13 protein-coding genes are annotated in these 15473 nt (G+C 63.7%); 7 read left to right on the forward strand and 6 right to left on the reverse strand.

What is annotated here, in order from left to right; translation table 11 throughout:
- The first annotated feature begins 130 nt into the window (after nucleotides 1-130).
- Nucleotides 131-607, forward strand: a complete 477-nt coding sequence (locus ACYVHT_RS13135) for a PaaI family thioesterase (protein ID WP_460552297.1) — start codon at nucleotides 131-133, stop codon at nucleotides 605-607.
- A 14-nt stretch (nucleotides 608-621) separates the two neighbouring features.
- On the opposite strand, the gene ACYVHT_RS13140 is transcribed toward ACYVHT_RS13135, so the two are convergent.
- The 3 genes from ACYVHT_RS13140 to ACYVHT_RS13150 all read right to left on the reverse strand — a co-directional run bounded on the left by ACYVHT_RS13140 (nucleotide 622) and on the right by ACYVHT_RS13150 (nucleotide 3836).
- Nucleotides 622-936, reverse strand: coding sequence for a hypothetical protein (locus ACYVHT_RS13140; protein WP_460552300.1), 315 nt, complete (start codon nucleotides 934-936; stop codon nucleotides 622-624).
- A 402-nt stretch (nucleotides 937-1338) separates the two neighbouring features.
- Entirely contained in the window at nucleotides 1339-2856 is a 1518-nt protein-coding gene (locus ACYVHT_RS13145) for a DNA integrity scanning protein DisA nucleotide-binding domain protein (protein ID WP_460552303.1), read from the reverse strand.
- 161 nt (nucleotides 2857-3017) lie between these two features.
- The gene (locus ACYVHT_RS13150; protein ID WP_460552306.1) at nucleotides 3018-3836 is read right to left on the reverse strand and encodes an energy transducer TonB; all 819 of its coding nucleotides are present in this window, start codon (nucleotides 3834-3836) and stop codon (nucleotides 3018-3020) included.
- A 210-nt stretch (nucleotides 3837-4046) separates the two neighbouring features.
- Here ACYVHT_RS13150 and ACYVHT_RS13155 point away from each other — a divergent pair, with 210 nt between their 5' ends.
- On the forward strand, nucleotides 4047-4448 hold the full coding sequence (locus tag ACYVHT_RS13155) for a RidA family protein (protein WP_460552308.1): 402 nt from the start codon (nucleotides 4047-4049) through the stop codon (nucleotides 4446-4448).
- 128 nt (nucleotides 4449-4576) lie between these two features.
- On the opposite strand, the gene ACYVHT_RS13160 is transcribed toward ACYVHT_RS13155, so the two are convergent.
- Nucleotides 4577-6295: a T9SS type B sorting domain-containing protein gene (locus ACYVHT_RS13160; RefSeq protein WP_460552311.1), complete on the reverse strand. Its 1719-nt coding sequence runs from the start codon at nucleotides 6293-6295 to the stop codon at nucleotides 4577-4579.
- A 126-nt stretch (nucleotides 6296-6421) separates the two neighbouring features.
- On the reverse strand, nucleotides 6422-8158 hold the full coding sequence (locus ACYVHT_RS13165; RefSeq protein WP_460552314.1) for a T9SS type B sorting domain-containing protein: 1737 nt from the start codon (nucleotides 8156-8158) through the stop codon (nucleotides 6422-6424).
- Nucleotides 8159-8401: 243 nt separating this feature from the next.
- Here ACYVHT_RS13165 and ACYVHT_RS13170 point away from each other — a divergent pair, with 243 nt between their 5' ends.
- The 4 genes from ACYVHT_RS13170 to ACYVHT_RS13185 all read left to right on the forward strand — a co-directional run bounded on the left by ACYVHT_RS13170 (nucleotide 8402) and on the right by ACYVHT_RS13185 (nucleotide 12338).
- A complete protein-coding gene (locus ACYVHT_RS13170; RefSeq protein ID WP_460552317.1) occupies nucleotides 8402-9364 on the forward strand; it encodes a bestrophin family protein in 963 nt (320 codons plus the stop codon).
- A 59-nt stretch (nucleotides 9365-9423) separates the two neighbouring features.
- A complete protein-coding gene (locus ACYVHT_RS13175; RefSeq protein ID WP_460552320.1) occupies nucleotides 9424-9819 on the forward strand; it encodes a hypothetical protein in 396 nt (131 codons plus the stop codon).
- Between the two features lie 32 nt (nucleotides 9820-9851).
- A complete protein-coding gene (locus ACYVHT_RS13180; RefSeq protein WP_460552323.1) occupies nucleotides 9852-10127 on the forward strand; it encodes a hypothetical protein in 276 nt (91 codons plus the stop codon).
- 63 nt (nucleotides 10128-10190) lie between these two features.
- Nucleotides 10191-12338 (forward strand): FUSC family membrane protein, encoded by a 2148-nt coding sequence (locus ACYVHT_RS13185; RefSeq protein ID WP_460552326.1) that lies wholly within the window; start codon nucleotides 10191-10193, stop codon nucleotides 12336-12338.
- A 63-nt stretch (nucleotides 12339-12401) separates the two neighbouring features.
- Here ACYVHT_RS13185 and ACYVHT_RS13190 read toward each other — a convergent pair whose 3' ends face one another.
- Complete coding sequence (locus ACYVHT_RS13190) at nucleotides 12402-14465, reverse strand: alpha/beta hydrolase family protein (RefSeq protein ID WP_460552329.1); 2064 nt, start codon at nucleotides 14463-14465, stop codon at nucleotides 12402-12404.
- Between the two features lie 140 nt (nucleotides 14466-14605).
- On the opposite strand from ACYVHT_RS13190, the gene ACYVHT_RS13195 reads away from it, so the two are divergent.
- Complete coding sequence (locus tag ACYVHT_RS13195; RefSeq protein ID WP_460552332.1) at nucleotides 14606-15403, forward strand: class I SAM-dependent methyltransferase; 798 nt, start codon at nucleotides 14606-14608, stop codon at nucleotides 15401-15403.
- Nucleotides 15404-15473 lie beyond the last annotated feature (70 nt).

The following is a 15473-nucleotide window of genomic DNA, read 5'->3' on the forward strand; positions in this document are numbered from 1 at the left end:
ATGAAGAATGAAGAATGAAGAATGAAGAATGAAGAATGAAGAATGAAGAATGAAGAATGAAGAATGAAGAATGAAGAATTTCGGCCTTACTTGCCAATTCCTCATTCTTCATTCCTCATTCCTCATTAAAATGGACGTCGCCGCTTTCCGCCGCCAGGTGCTGAACCCCACCAAGCTGAAGCTGTTCATGCTGCGCAAGCTGCCCATGGCTTGGCTGGCGGGCCTGCGCCTCACGACGCTCACGCCGGAGGCGGCCACGGTCACCATCCGCTACAAGTACCTTACCCAGAACCCGTTTCGGAGCGTATATTTTGCCTGCCTGGCCATGGCGGCCGAGCTGGCCAGCGGCATTCAGGCCATGATGAACGTGCAGGACGGCGGGCCGGTGTCGATGCTGGTGACCGGCATCCAGGGCGATTTTACCAAGAAGGCCGTGGGGCTCATCTCCTTCACCTGCCCCGATGGCGCGGCCATTGCGCAGGCCGTGGCCGAAAGCCGCGCCACCGGAGAGGGCCGCACCGTGGTGTGCACCAGCACCGGCGTGGACGAGGCCGGCGACGTGGTGGCCGTGTTCCGCCTCACCTGGTCGTTTCGGGCGAAGCGGTAGGAAAACCGGGGAAATCAGTCGGCCAATACGTCTTCTTTTACCAGCTGCGCTGCCTCAACGGGAGCATCCTCGGTTTCAATGAGGTAAAAGCTGTTGATAGTCATGAAAATCCATGGGTTCAGCCGCTCCCGGACGGGCGAAGTGCTCAACACCAGGCGGAGGCGGGAGCTGTCGGTGAACAATTCAAAACGCCGTCCATTTGCCGGGACCAGCGGCGCGAAACCGAAGAAAACGCGTCCGTTGCGAATCTTATCAGGGCTTTGCGCATCGGCACAGGCTTGCAGCTTGATGACGCGCACCCAGGCGGGAAAAGTCAGGTTGCCGTCCACGGGCCGGGATGCTTTTTGCGTGGTTGGAACTTGGTATGAACGTTTGTTAGCGAAGCATTGCCCACAGGATAGATGCTCCGAATGCCAACAGACAAGCTATGCCAATAACACCCTTGATACGGTCATTTCGGCGGAGCTTGCTTCTGTAAGCAGCAGCAGAAGCCAGGTTTAGAAAGTAGCCACGCCAAGCATTGTCAGGCGCAGCGAGTGCCCAGGTTTCGCGGCAGGTTTGACATTGATACAAAGTATCGGGCTGGTAATTGTCAGCCTCGGCATCTGGTTTCAGCTCACGTAGTCTGTCCTGCCTGATTTTATCCCAAATAGCTACTTCAAGTCGGCTGAATTCCTGCTGACTAATGAACTGATAGATATTCTCCTGAAAGCAGTCGCGGCACATCCTGCCTACTCCTTCACCGACGTAATCACATCCACCAGCCCGTCCTCGCTCACCACAATGGCGATGCAGGGGTATTCGGAGCTTTCCACGTAGCGCAGCCCGGAGTTGTAGCGGGCGCCGCGCGTGCTGTCGCCCCGGCCGGAGGCGCGGCCGTCGAGAATGACGCCGATGGAGTAGCAGTAGCCCTCGGGGTCGAGCAGCACCGCGCCGTCGATGCTGGTGACGAGGCGGGTGATGAGCGGCGTGAGCGGCACCGGCTCGATGAGCGTGCACTGCAGCTTGAGGCGGTCGGCCTCGGCCAGGGCCTCGGTGGTGATGACCAGCATGGTGCCGTGCTTCTGGCGGCTGGCTTCGAGCACCACGTCCCAGAGGCGCTCCACCTTGGGCGCATCCATCAGGCCGAAGGTGCGCTTGAGGGCGCGGCGGAACTCGGGCCGGCTGAGGCGGGTGCGCGGCAGGCCGGGCAGGCCGTAGTGCGAGCGCATGAGCACGTTGCCGGCGTGCTGAAACTCCCAGGCGTAGTGCGTCACGAAGCTGATGACGAACAAGTCTTCGCGCACGGCATCGTAGTGGCCCACCTGGCGGCCCAGGGCGTACACGTTCTCGCCGTCGGAGAGCAGGTGCACATCGGGCGTGGTCATTTCCAGGAGCTTGCGCACGGCGCGGTAGTCGGTGAGCTCGGTGGGGCAGGTGAGGGCGAAAACCTCCTCCACGTTGGGGTGGCCCCGGCGGGCCAGCAGCATCTTGCCCACGCCCTCGGCCCCCTCGTAGCGCAGGCTGCTGATGGTGTTGCAGGTGGCAAACAGCTTGGTGACGGTGGGGTCGAGCCCCAGAGCTTGGGCGGGCGTATCGAGGAAGGTTTTGCCGGCCGAGCGCAGGATTTCCTCGCTTTCGCGGGGCCGCACAATGAAGCTGGCCCCGGGCTCGGGCTCGGCCAGGGCTTTCACGCCTTCCTCGTTGAAGCGGTACATGGCAGCCAGCACCAGCGAAGGCGCCAGCGGCTTGCCGTCGGTGTAGTAGCGGGACGGGCGCAGCGACGGGTAGGCCCGCAACGGTTTGCGCTGCATGCGCAGCACCGTCACCACAAAGTAGCCGTTGATTTCGACCGGCCAGCCGGCAAAGTGCTGGAACTGCCCGCTGTGCTCGTCCAGCAGGTCGAGCGTCTCCTGCACGGCCGTGCGGATGCCCAGGCCCTGGTGCTTGCGGCGCACGGTTTCGGCTGTCACGCCATCACGCTCCGGGTAAGGCCACGGCGTGGTGTGCTGAATGACGCGGCCCCGGGCCATGGCGTCGGAAAATGCCTCGGCCGGCAGGGGGCAGTCGGCCGGCTCCAGGCAGCGGGCGGGCAGGTCGTCGTCGACGGGCAGGGCCAGCAGCAGCACGTAGGGCTTCAGGTCGTCGTCGAGCCCGTCGAACAGCTCCTGGGCCAGCGTCTGGGCACCCTGGCGGTAGCGCGTCTGGTGAGGCCACAGCTGAACAGCGGGCGCGGCAGTGATGATGGACGACATGGGAAGGATGGGCAAAGCGCAGGAAAAAAGCATGGGTGGGATGTGTACAGGATTAAACGGGGTAGAGCCGCGTCCTCGCGTCTCGTCGGCCGCGCCGTTTGGAAATCGTTCAGGCGCTATCGTTCGACGACGAGACGCCAGGCCGCGTCTCTACGCCTGCGACCACCCAAACCGACCTACAGCTGGAATAGAACAGGCAAAACCATCTTTTGCTTTATCGGCTTGCCCTGATACACGGCCGGCTCCCATTTCGGGGCCGCCTTTATCAGGCGCAGGGCCTCTTCGTCGAGGCCCGAGCCCATCTTGCGAATCACGCGGGCATCGGTCAGGCTGCCATCGGTCTGCACAATGAACTCGACCATCACCTTGCCCTGAATCTTGCGCTGGCGGGCCAGGGCGGGGTATTTCTGGTTTTTCTCAATCCAGTCGAAAAACGCCTGATTGCCGCCTACGGGCTGGGTGGGGCGGTCGGGCGGCACCACGGCCGGCCGGTCGGGGTTGGCCGAGGCGGCAATGTCGGCGGCCGGGGCGGCAATGGCGCCCGTGGTGCCTTTGGTGGTCAGCGTGACGGTGCTGCCCGGCGAGAGCACGAAGGAGATGGGCACCACCACGCGCTGGCGCACTATCTGGTTGCGCAGGTGCCGGGCGGGCGTCCACTTCGGTCCGCTCTTGATGAGGCGGATGGCTTCGGCATCGAGCTCCGGCGACACGGGCGTTTCCACCTTCACCTCGTTCACGGTGCCGGTTTTTTCCACCACGAAGCTCACCTTCACCGTGCCCTGAATGCCTTTTTGCATGGCCGTGGTGGGGTACTTCTGGTGGCTGGCCAGGAACTGGGCGTAGCGCTCGGTGCCGCCGAGGGGCACCGCCGGCTGGGCCACCGAGTCGTACACGGCATTGGCCGAGGGCGCGGGCGGCATTTTGCGCTTCTGGGCCTGCGCGTTGAGACTAAAGAAACCAAGGCCGCCAAGCAGCAGGAGCGTGGGAAATTTCATAGAGACGCTTCGCTTAATGAGGAATGAGGAGTAAGGAATGAAAAACCGGGCCTGCGGAGGGCGTTACAAAGTAAGGCTGCGCACTGCTGGCTACGGCTTCCCTGCCAAGAATAACGTTCTTTTGCAGAAAATACTTGAAGGCACAACCCGCCCGGGCTGTTCTTCATTCCTCGTTTTTCATTCTTCATTCCTCTATTAAGCGAAGCACCTATGGAAAGCCGCGCCCCCGAGCCCGTCGGCTCTTATCCCTACACCCGCCGCGTGGGCGACCTCTTGTTTCTGTCGGGCGTGGGCCCGCGCCAGCGCGGCCAGAAAGCCATTCCCGGCGTGGTGCTCGATGCAGACGGCAACATCCTGCAATACGACTTCGAAAGCCAGTGCCACGCCGTGTTCCAGAACGTGCGCTACATTCTGGAGGAAGCTGGTGCCCGGTGGGACGACCTCGTGGACGTGACCGTGTTCCTGACCAACATGAAGGACGACTTTCCGACCTACAACCGCCTCTACGCCGAGTATTTTGCCACGGCCCAGCCCTGCCGCACCACCCTCGAAATCAACTGCCTGCCCACGCCCATCGCCATCGAGCTGAAGTGCATCGCGGCGCTGAAGTAAAAGCAATCCGCCAGTCAGCCCGAGCGCAGCGAAGGACCTTATCACGCCCGCACCGTTTCAAACACGGTGTGTATTTGGGGCGTGATGAGGTCCTTCGCTGCGCTCGGGCTGACCGGTGATTGTCGTTCCTACTTCACCACTTCCACCCAGTTTTTGACGAGCTGGCGCGTGCCGGCACAGTCCGTGTACTCCAGCTGGTAGTAATACAGGCCGGGGCCACTGTCGGCGGCGGTCCAGCCGACAGCGGGTTCGGTGCCGTCGTACACCTTGCGGCCCCAGCGGCTGTACACCTGCAGGTGGTAGTTCGAGATGTTGGCTAGCTTCGGGCGGAGGGCTTCGTTCTGGGAATCGCCGTTGGGCGTGATGATGTTGGGAAATATCACCTGTTCGAACACCTGAACAAACGTGCTGCTGGTGCAGCCCGCGCCGCTGGTGTACGTCACGGTATAGGAGCCAACGGCGGAGCTTTGCGGGTTAATTACCCCCGTGCCGGGATTGAGGGCAAGTCCGGGCGGAGCCGAGAATACCCCGCCGCTGGCCCCCGTGAGAACAGGTGCCACGCTGGGGGCGTCTTTGTAGAACGGCGAGCAGGCGTAGCTGAACGCGGGCGCGGGCGGCGCAATGGTGACCGTGGCGGTGGCCGTGGCCGGGCAGGGCGTGGTCACGGCATACGTCACGGCGTAGGTGCCCGGCGTGGAGCTGGCCGGGGTGATAACGCCCGTGCCGGCGTTGATGGCCAGCCCGGCCGGCGCGCTGAAGGTGCCGCCCGTGGGAGCCACTGTGGGCGTGGCAGCGGGGCTGCTGAGGCAGTACACCGGATTGGCAGCGCCGTAGCTCACCGCGGCCGTGGGCACCGTGACGGTGATGGTGATGGGCCCCAGAAACACCTGCGTAGTGCCGCAGCTGGCCCGGAAGCGGTAGCGCGTGGTAACCTGCGGCGTGGCCGTGTAAGTAGCACCGGTTGCGCCGACAATATCGGTCCAGGTTACGCCGTCGGGCGACGACTGCCACTGACTGAGGTAGTTGCCGGGAGCCGTGCCAAGCAGCGAAAGGGGCACCGCAGCGCCGGGGCATACCGTGGTTGCGGCGGCCGTGACGGTGCCGCTGGGCAGCGTGCAGTTGCTGCTCAGCGTCACGGCCATGGCGTTGAAGATGTTAAGGATAGTGGCGCCGGCCGGCTGGGCTTTCGCAAACAAAATGCGCTGCACCAGCTTGCCGTAGTTGGCCGGCAGCAGCGCCAGCGGAAACTGGTAGATGCGGGGCTCGCCCACGGTGTTGTCGTAGGCATCGGTGTCGACGTTGACGCGGCCTAGGTTTTGAATGGCAAAGCCGGTGCCCCCAAACCAGTCGGGGGCGCTGATGACAAACGCCTGGTTGGTGCCGTCGGTAAACAGCACCGTCACGTTCACGGGCGTGCCACTGGTCTGGCCATTGCCCGAGGCGCCGGCCACCCACACGGTTTGGGCGGCCTGCGGCGTGGCCAGGTTCAGAAAGCCCGAGGCCGACCCCGCCAGGCGCAGCGAGTTGTTGCTGGCGTAGTCGGCCAGCTGAAACGAGAGGCCGGGAGTCATCACGCTGTTGATGACGCCGTTGGCGGGCAGCGACCGGGTGGCCGCCCCGCTCACGGGGCTCACGAACGTGGGGGCCACGTAGGCGAAGCGGTTGCCCGATACGCCCTGGTCGGCCGGGCTGGTGGTGGAGGTATTGGCCCGGCCCGCGCCGTTGGCCACAATGTCTTCGGTGAAGCCCGTGACGGCGACGGGCGTGTAGGTGGTTTGGGCCGCCGCCAGCCGGGCCGCGCTCAGGCCCAGCAGCAAAAAAGCGAAACGCGTAAAACGTGAGGTCATTTCAGAAGAAAAGCGAGTGAAGAGCTGCCGCACCAGCAGAGAAAGTAGCGGCCGGATAATGAAAAAGGCATGAGCCCTACGCAAAGCGAGGCTACCCACCGGGTAGCCTCGCGCACGAATCGGGCCTTATTTCACCACTTCCAGCCAGCCTTTGTAGAGCTGCTTGCGGCCGGCGCAGTCGTTGTATTCCAGCTGGTAGTAATACATGCCGGGGCTGCTGTCGGCGGCGGTCCAGCCGGCGTTGGGGTCGGTGCCGTCGTACACCTTGCGGCCCCAGCGGCTGAACACGCGAATGTGGTAGTTGGTCACATCGGCCAGCTTGGGCTTCAGCTCGTCGTTCGTCTGGTCGCCGTTGGGCGTGATGATGTTCGGGAACGTGGGCAGCGCATCGCTCTTGATGAGCACCGAGGCCGAAGCCGAGGCCGGGCACAGCCCGCCGCTGTTGTAGGTGATGGCGTAGGTGCCGGCCGTGGAAGCCGCCAAATCGATAACACCCGTGCTGGCATTGATGGCCAGCCCGGCCGGCGCGCTGAACGTGCCGCCGGCCGGCGAAAACGTGGGCGCGCCGCTGCTGCCCGTGCGGCAGAACGTGGTTTCGGCGTAGTTGAGCTGCGCTACCGTGCGGATGATGCTGACGTTGGTGGTGCCCACGGCCTGGCAGGCGTTGGGCACGCGGTAGGTAACGAGGTAGGTGCCTGGCGTGGAGCTGCCGAGCGTGATGGTGCCCGTGTTGACATCAATGGCCAGGCCCGGCGTGCTGCTGAACGTGCCGCCCGCCGGCGTAGCCACCACCACCGGCGCCGTGCCCGTGGTGCAGAAGTTGGCTTCGGACCCCACGGCGGAGTAGCGCACCGTGGCCACGCTGGGCAGCACCGTAACGGGCACGGGCGACGAGTTGCTCGACAGCACCCGGCAAATAACGCGGGCCCGGTACTGGGCCGTGACGGTGGGCCGGATGGTGTAGGGGTTGGTGGTAGCCCCCGCAATGTCGGTGTAGGTCGCGCCGCCATCGGTGGACGACTGCCACTGGTAGGTGATGCTGGGCGAGTTGTCGTTGCCCGACAGGGCCAGCACCACCGGCGTGTTGGGGCACACCACGGCCGGAAACAGGTTGGCCGTCGCAATGCCGGCGTTGGGCGCGCTCAGGCAGTTCGAGCCCAGGCTGATGCCCATGATGTTGAGCACGGGGTCGGTGGCGGTTTTGGCCACGGTCACGCTCTGCACCGATTTGTTGTAGTTGGCCACGGCCAGGCTCAGGCGCACCTCGTAGAGGCGCGGGTTGTTGCCGGTCAGGTCGATGGCATTGGTAACGTAGCTCACCCGGCTGCCCACGTAGATGGCCGGCGTGATGGTGCCGTTGAACCAGTCGGGCACAATCACGTTGTTGAACGTCTGGCTGGTGCCGTCGGTGAAGGTCACAATAAAGGTTTTGTCGGCGGCGGTGGTGCCGTTGCCTTCCGTGGCCAGCACCATCACCTCGCTGCACGACTGCGGGTTGGTGAGCGTGAGCGTACCCGAGCCGGCCCCGTCGATGCGCAGCGAGTTGTTGCCGGTAGCAGGTGCCATCTGGTAGGTGAGGCCCAGCGTGCTGATGCTCGTAATCAGGCCATTGGCCGGCAGCGAGTTGGCGGCCGTCAGGCCCGGAAACGTGGAGTTGGCGAAGCACCAGCGCACCGTGGGAATGCCCCGGTCCACGGTGTTGGTGGTAGAGCTGGCCACGGTGCCCGTGCCGTTGGCAATTACGTCGGCAGTGTAGCCGGTCACGGCGGCGGGCACGTACACCGTTTGCTGGGCGGCGGCGGGGCGACTAAAGCCCAGGCCGAAAGCAGCCAACAGGGCAAAACGCGTAAACAATGTTCTCATCAGGGGTGGATGGGGTGAAAAAAGAGGGGGAGGGGTGTTAAAAAGAGGTGGGTGGTGCGCTAAGGCCCTGCAATAAACGGTCCATTAATGACATTTTAATGTATGGCCCTGGCAACGGCCCGGGCAACCTGCCCAGGTTTGTAGAATTATTCGTAGCTGCTAACCGGCGAGTGGAAAGATATTCCCGGGTTTATCTGGTAAAATCCCCATATTTCCGCCGGCTTGTCCGCATTTCTGTTTTGTATGTACGTTCGAAATAATCTTCGCTGGAGCGTGGTGTGGCGGCTGACCCGCCGCAGCCTGCTCGTTTTTTTAATTTACAACACCCTCATCTGCTTTCTCTACGGGCCGCTGAATGTGCACGTGCTCGACATTCCGTGGCAGCCCGTGGCGCTGCTCGGCACGGCGGTAGCGTTTTACATCGGCTTCAAGAGCAACGGCTCCTACGACCGGTTCTGGGAAGGCCGGCAGCTGTGGGGCAGCATCGTGAACACCAGCCGCGTATGGGCCATCCGGGTGTTCGATTTTGTGCAGGACCCGTCCGATGATGCCCGGCCCGACTCTTCCGGCCTCGCCGCGCTGCACCGCCGCCTGCTCTACCGCCAGCTGGCCTGGTGCAATGCCCTGCGCCTGCACCTGCGCCGCCAGACCGCCGAGCTGTGGGACACCGAAGTGGCTCCCTTCCTGCCGCCCGCCGAAGCTGCCGTGGCCAAGGGCCTCAGCAACCCGCCCACCCACCTGCTGCGTCGCCAGAGCGTGGAGCTGCGCGAGCTGTGCCAGCGCGGCCTGCTCACCGAGTTCCGGCAGGTGGCCCTCATGCAAACCATTCAGGACTTGCTCAATGCCCAGGGCGGCTGCGAGCGCATCAAGAACACGCCGTTTCCGCGCCAGTTTGCCTTTTTCAGCTTTGTGTTTGTCTGGATATTCGCGGCCATTCTGCCGCTGGGCCTGGTCGAGGAGTTTGACAGCCGCCTGGCCCTGGGCCAGTACCACGTCTGGCTGATGGTGCCATTTTCGGTGCTGGTGTCGTGGGTGTTCAACGTGATTGAAGTGGTGGGCCACACCAGCGAAAACCCCTTCGAAAACGACATTTACGACGTGCCGATGACCTCCATCTGCCGCAGCATCGAAATCGACCTGCGCGAGCTGCTGCAGGAAACCGAGCTGCCCGCCAAAATTGTGGCCGTGGACGATGTGCTGTATTAGGAGCAAGGCAGGTATCACAGCCCTTGCCGGACTGCAAATGGTTGAGTATCACATCGATTATGCGAACCATCGTACCACTGGCTCCTCATAACCAGCCGAATCCGCTGGAAGCCGCGTTGCTGCAAGGCATTGCCGAGTTTTATCGGAATGACGCCCTGGCTGCGCAAATCAGTCAGTGCCGGGTAACGCTGCGCGAATACAGCGGCTGTGGCTTCTTCACCACCCTCGTGGTGCCGGACGACAGCCCCGGCATCGATGTGGGAAAACCGTATTTGAACGGCTGCGACGTAGAGGCGGCTGGCCTGTCGCACGGGGCGGGCAGTATTTTGTTTGTCAGGGATGGGCGACTGGATTTTCTGGAAGTCTTCGCTTACCTCGACGGCGACCCGGCTGCCTTGCATGATTTCACCCTCAAGCCCATGACATTGGATGCTCCACCATGCGGTTGCGTATAGTTAAAATGGCTTCATCACGTAGTTTTGGCCCTATGAAACCCGTGCGGTCTGCTTTTCTGCGTTGCCTGGCCGTGCTGGCGCTTGTGCTGCCGGCCTGCCAGACCGAGCCGCAACGGCTGGCCCGCCTGGAGGCCGTGCAGGAGCAGCAGGCCCGCGAGCTGGCCGACCTGCGCCAGCAGCTGGCCGAAAAAGAAGAGGAAGTGACCCAGCTCGAAACCTGCGTCAGCGACCTGGAAAGCGCCGTGTACGAAGACGAAGACTCGACCGCCTACGACGATGACCGCCGCCCCGGCCTCACCCAGCTTTAGCCAGGCAGGCCAACCCCGGGGGGCCTTCTTCGCGTTAAGTGCCGCAACCCCTGCTTCCGCTGCATGAACGACCAGACGCGCCGCCTTCAGTATTTCTTCTCCGGCCAGCACTTCTCCGATGGGGTCCGCATGACGGTTTCCATTCTGCTGCCGGCAGTGCTGCTGGGGCAGTGGGGGCACTTTGCCACCGGCCTCACCATCTCGACCGGGGCCGTGTGCGTGAGCGTGACCGATACGCCCGGCCCGGCCACCCACCGCCGCAACGGCATGCTGGCCGCGCTGGCCCTGGTGGGCGGCACAGCACTGCTCACCAGCCTGGCCGCCACCAACCCCTGGCTGCTGGGCCTCGAAATAGGCGTGCTCAGCTTCGGGATGACCATGCTGCTGGTGTGGGGCGCGCGCGCCGGGGCCGTGGGCACGGCCGCCCTGCTCAATGTGGTGCTGCTGCTGGCCCACCCGCCGGCCCTGGCCGATGCGCCCCTGCACGCGGGCCTGCTGCTGCTGGGCGGGCTCTGGTACGCGGGCCTGGCCATGCTGGCCTACCAGGTGCGCCCCTACCGCCCGGCCCAGCAGGCGCTGGGCGAGAGCATTCACGCCCTGGCAAAGTTCCTGGCCCTGAAAGCCAAGTTCTACAACACCGCCACGGTGCTCGAAGACGACTACCGCCAGCTGGTGGCCCAGCAGGTGGTGGTGAACGAGAAGCAGGAAGCCGTGCGCGACCTCATTTTCCGCACCCGCCAGATTGTGAACGAAACCACCAGCACCGGCCGCCGCCTGGTGCTCACCTTCGTGGAGACGGTGGATTTGTACGAGCGCATCACCGTGGGCTACTACGACTACTCGGCCGTGCGCGAGGCCTTCGGCGATACCGGCGTGCTCGACGACGTGGCCCGGCTCATCCGGCACGTGGCCACCGAGCTCGACCATCTCGGCGTGGCCATCCAGACCAACCACGCCCACCCCGGCACCGGCCCCGTGCTCACCGCCGAGTGGGACCGCCTGCAGGCCCGCATCAGCGCCCTCGGGGCCGACCCGGCCATCGAAACCAACACGCGGGTGCTGAAGAAAATCCTGGTGAACCTGCGCGACATCATCCGGCGCGTGGGCAACATCCGCAGCTATTTCGATGAAGCCCAGGCCGCCGCCCTCACCGTGAGCCGCGCCGCCGAGCACCAGCAGTTCGTGGCCCATCAGGAAATTGAGCTGCGCGCCCTGGGCCAGAACCTGACCATGAGCTCGGCCGTGTTCCGTCACTCCGTCCGCATGACCGTGGCCTGCCTCGTGGCCTACCTCACGGCCGAAACGCTGTGGCAGGGCCAGCACAACTACTGGATTCTGATGACCGTGACCATCATGCTCAAGCCCGGGTTCAGCCTCACGCGCCAGCGCAACACCGAGCGCATCGTCGGCACGCTGGCGGGCGGGGCGCTGGGCGGCCTCATCCTGTGGGCGGTGCCGTGGCCCGAGGCGCGGTTTGCCATTCTGGTGGTGTTTATGGTGGTGGCGTATAGCTTCCAGCGCACCGTGTACCTGGTCACGGTGGTGTTTCTCACGGCCTACCTGCTCATCATGTTCCGGTTCCTGGGGCTGAGCTACCTGGGGGTGGCGCAGGAGCGAATTACTGATACGCTCATTGGCTGTGCTATTGCGTTTTCGGCAGGCTATTTCCTGTTTCCGAACTGGGAGTCGGAGCAGCTCACCGACTATATGGCCGCCGCCCTGCGCGCCAACCTGGCCTACCTGCGCCAGCTGGCCGACCGCCTGGCCGGCCGCCCCCTGCCACCCGACAAATACCGCCTGCTCCGCAAAGACGTGTACGTGAGCGGGGCCAACCTCGCGGCTGCTTTCCAGCGCATGCTCACCGAGCCCAAAAGCAAGCAGCACCGCCCCACCGAAACCCACGAATTTGTGGTGCTGAACCACATTCTCTCCTCCAACATTGCGGCCCTCACCGGCACCCTGCGCGAGGCCGCGCCCGCCGTGCCGCCCTTCCCGCCCGAAGGCCGCCGCGCCCTCACCAGCGCCGCCGCCGCCCTCAGCAAAAGCCTGACCCGCATTGCCCCCGCCGCCGAGCAGCCCCCGGCCGAGTTCGGCCTTGCCGCCCCGGCCGCGCCCGCCGGCCCCGAAGACAAATCCCTGCTCGACCAGCTCACGTTCCTGCAAAAAGTGAGCACCGACATCGGCAAGGTGACGGAAGTGCTGGCGGCGTAAAGCATCAGAAATAGAAAAGGTCGGCTTTTTAGCAAAGCCGACCTTTTCTATTCAACAAGAAACCTACTTCGCCGCCGTGCCGTCGGGCTTGAGCGTGCGGCCCAGCCACTCAAAAAACACGCGCTGCCAGAGCACGGCGTTCTGCGGCTTCATTATCCAGTGGCCTTCGTTGGGGAAGTAGAGGAAGCGGCTGGGGATGCCGCGCAGCTGCGCCGTGCCGAAGGCTTCCATGCCCTGGTCCTCGGGCACCCGGAAATCGCGCCCGCCGTGGATGACGAGGATGGGCGTGTCCCAGTTTTTGGCAAACTGCTGGGGGTTGAAATCGGTGTAGGCTTTGGCCAGGCTGGCGTCCCAGGGCGTGCCGGCCATGTCGTGCTTGGCGAAGAACATTTCCTCGGTGGTGGGGTACCAGCTCGTGATGTTGTAGAGGCCGCAGTGGGCGATGAATGTCTTGAAGCGCCCCTCGTGCTTGCCGGCCAGCAGGTACACCGAGTAGCCGCCGTAGCTGGCGCCCACGCAGCCGCGCCGGTCTTTGTCCACATACGGTTCCTTGCTCACGTCGTCGATGGCCGAGAGGTAGTCCTTGATGGGCTGGCCGCCCCAGTCGCCCGAAATCTGGTCGTTCCACTGGCGGCCGTAGCCGGGCAGGCCGCGCCGGTTGGGCGCCACCACAATGTAGCCGTTGGCCGCCATCAGCTGGAAATTCCAGCGGTAGCTCTGGCTCTGGGTGATGGCGCTTTGCGGGCCGCCCTGGCAGTAGAGCAGCGTGGGGTATTTCTTGCTGGCATCGAAATCGGGCGGATAAATGACGTACACCTGCATCTGCTTGCCGTCGGTGGTGGTCACGCGACGGTCCTCCACCTTGCCCATTTTGATGCCCGCCAGCTCCTGCTGGTTGATGGTGGTGAGCGCCGTTTCCCTGCCGGTTTTCAGGTCGATGCGCACGATGTCGGCAAAGGCCGAAAGGGTGGTGCGGTTGGCCACGGCCTGGTCCTTGCCCACGAGCTCAAATGCGTTGTAGTTCTGCGCCCCGGTCGTAATCTGGCGGATTTTGCCGCCCTTGGCCGGCAGCGAAAACAGCTGCTCCGTACCCGTCACCACGGCCATGAAGTAGATGGTTTTGCCATCGGCGCTCCAGCGCACGTTGGCCGCGCTCAACTCCGAGCCTTTGGTGATGTCCTCCCGCTTTTTGGTGGCGAAATCATACACCATGATGCCGTTGCGGTCGCTCTCGAAGCCAGCCGTGGCCATGCTCAGCCAGGCCACCTGTTTGCCATCGGGGCTGAAGGCGGGCTCGGTGTCGTAGCCGGGCAGGCCCTCGCTCAGGTTCACGGTTTTCTGGTCGTGAATGTCGTAGAGGTAAATGTCCGAGTTGGTGCTTTCGGCCTCGGCCTTGCCCGTCAGCTTGCGGCTGGTGTAGGCAATGCGGTAGCCGTCGGGCGAAAACGCTAACTGCTCCGAGCCGCCGTCAGGCATCAGCGGCGAGTCGAATTTTTCGCCGGCCATCACGTCTTTACCGTAGCCCTGGGGCTTGCCATCGGGCCCGATGGGCTGGAAGAAAACGTGGCTGGCGAGGTGGTCGTCCCACACGTTCCAGTGGCGGTAGTTCAGGTCGTCGATGATTTTGGCATCGGCCTTGGGCAGGTCCGGGAACATATCCAGCGTGCCCGGGCTCGATTTCACGTCCTGCGTGTAGAGGATGAAATTGGCCTTCGGCGCGTATTTCAAATTGCTCAGGCCCTGGTCGGGAAACTCGCTCAGCCTGGCTTTGCCGGTGCCGTCGGCATTCATCACATACAGCTGGTCGGTGCCGCCCTCGCCCGAGATGAACGTGAGCTTGCCGTCGGGCCGCCAGTTCAGGGTGTTTTCCGAGCCGGGCGTGTCGGTCAGGCGCCTGGCCGCGCCGCCGGCCACGGGCACCAGGTAAATATCGGCGTTGCCCTTGTTGTCGGCCAGGCTGTACTTGGTCACGGTGTAGGCCACGGTTTTGCCATCGGGCGACACCTGCATTTCGCCCAGCCGCCCCAGCTGCCAGAGCTTTTCGGGGGTGAGGACGTTGGTGGGCGGGTTTTGGGCGGCAGCGGCCAGCGGCAGTAGCGCCAGCGCCGCAGAGAAGAGCTTTTTCATGCCCGAAAATTACAGCCCTTCGGCGGATGGTGCAGTCGCGGCGGCCCTGTTTTATATAGTAAAAGCTTTATGTATTGACTATATTTGAAAAGCCGCCATCCGCTTCCGCAATTACCCATTCATTTTCACCTGTTCCGCTCATGCCGATTCAGTCACCTTTCCACCTGAAAAAAGCCCTTTTGCTGGTCCTGAGCCTTTTCGTGCTTGCCCCGGCGGCCCAGGCCCAGCAGCCCGCGCCCACCGGCAAGCGCAGCCTGCCGCCCATCCCCGGCCTCGGCCCCGACCCCGTGCTGCCCGCCAATCCCACGCCCGCCCAGCAGGCCGATTACAAGGCCCGCATGGCCGAGCGCACCCGCCAGCGCTGGAACTACCTCCTCACCGACTCGGTGGCCCGCGCCCGCATGCTCAACGAAAAGCCCAACGCCCTGCTGGTCGAAACCGTGAAGGGCCGCCCGCCCGGCACCGCCCTCGACGCCGACATGGGCGAGGGCCGCAACGCCATCTACCTGGCCCAGCAAGGCTGGCAGGTTACGGGCGTTGACATTGCCGAAAAGGCCCTGGCCTATGCTCAGAGTCGGGCCAAAACCCTCCATGTGAAGCTCACTACCGAGGTGGCCGACATGGCTAAATACGACTGGGGTACCAACAAATGGGACCTCATTGTGCTGAGCTACGCCGGCGGCCGCGACTACGCCGACCGCGTGATGCGCGCCCTGAAACCCGGCGGTATCGTCGTCCTCGAAGCCTTTCACATGGATGCCACCAAGCGCCTGCAGGTAGTGGGCGGCGACTACCGCGTCTTCTTCAATACCAACGAGCTGCCCAGGCGCTACACCGCCGCCGGCCTCAAAATTCTCCGCTACGAAGAGCCCATCGGCACCGCCGATTTTACCAAAGAGCAGCTGCGCCTCGTGAAGATGGTGGCCCAAAAACCGTAATAGTCGCCGGGGGGCGGCCTCATGCCGGCACGGTTCAGGCAACCAAAAAGCCCCGCCAACTTGCGTTGGT

This window comes from Hymenobacter daeguensis, from assembly GCF_054780555.1.

Bases quoted from the DNA above. Each gene is read 5' to 3' on its own strand.
- ACYVHT_RS13180 (WP_460552323.1), top strand. From the start codon at position 9,852: ATGAAACCCGTGCGGTCTGCTTTTCTGCGTTGCCTGGCCGTGCTGGCG.
- ACYVHT_RS13175 (WP_460552320.1), top strand. From the start codon at position 9,424: ATGCGAACCATCGTACCACTGGCTCCTCATAACCAGCCGAATCCGCTG.
- ACYVHT_RS13155 (WP_460552308.1), top strand. From the start codon at position 4,047: ATGGAAAGCCGCGCCCCCGAGCCCGTCGGCTCTTATCCCTACACCCGC.
- ACYVHT_RS13165 (WP_460552314.1), bottom strand. From the start codon at position 8,158: ATGAGAACATTGTTTACGCGTTTTGCCCTGTTGGCTGCTTTCGGCCTG.
- ACYVHT_RS13135 (WP_460552297.1), top strand. From the start codon at position 131: ATGGACGTCGCCGCTTTCCGCCGCCAGGTGCTGAACCCCACCAAGCTG.
- ACYVHT_RS13190 (WP_460552329.1), bottom strand. From the start codon at position 14,465: ATGAAAAAGCTCTTCTCTGCGGCGCTGGCGCTACTGCCGCTGGCCGCT.
- ACYVHT_RS13160 (WP_460552311.1), bottom strand. From the start codon at position 6,295: ATGACCTCACGTTTTACGCGTTTCGCTTTTTTGCTGCTGGGCCTGAGC.
- ACYVHT_RS13170 (WP_460552317.1), top strand. From the start codon at position 8,402: ATGTACGTTCGAAATAATCTTCGCTGGAGCGTGGTGTGGCGGCTGACC.
- ACYVHT_RS13195 (WP_460552332.1), top strand. From the start codon at position 14,606: ATGCCGATTCAGTCACCTTTCCACCTGAAAAAAGCCCTTTTGCTGGTC.
- ACYVHT_RS13185 (WP_460552326.1), top strand. From the start codon at position 10,191: ATGAACGACCAGACGCGCCGCCTTCAGTATTTCTTCTCCGGCCAGCAC.
- ACYVHT_RS13150 (WP_460552306.1), bottom strand. From the start codon at position 3,836: ATGAAATTTCCCACGCTCCTGCTGCTTGGCGGCCTTGGTTTCTTTAGT.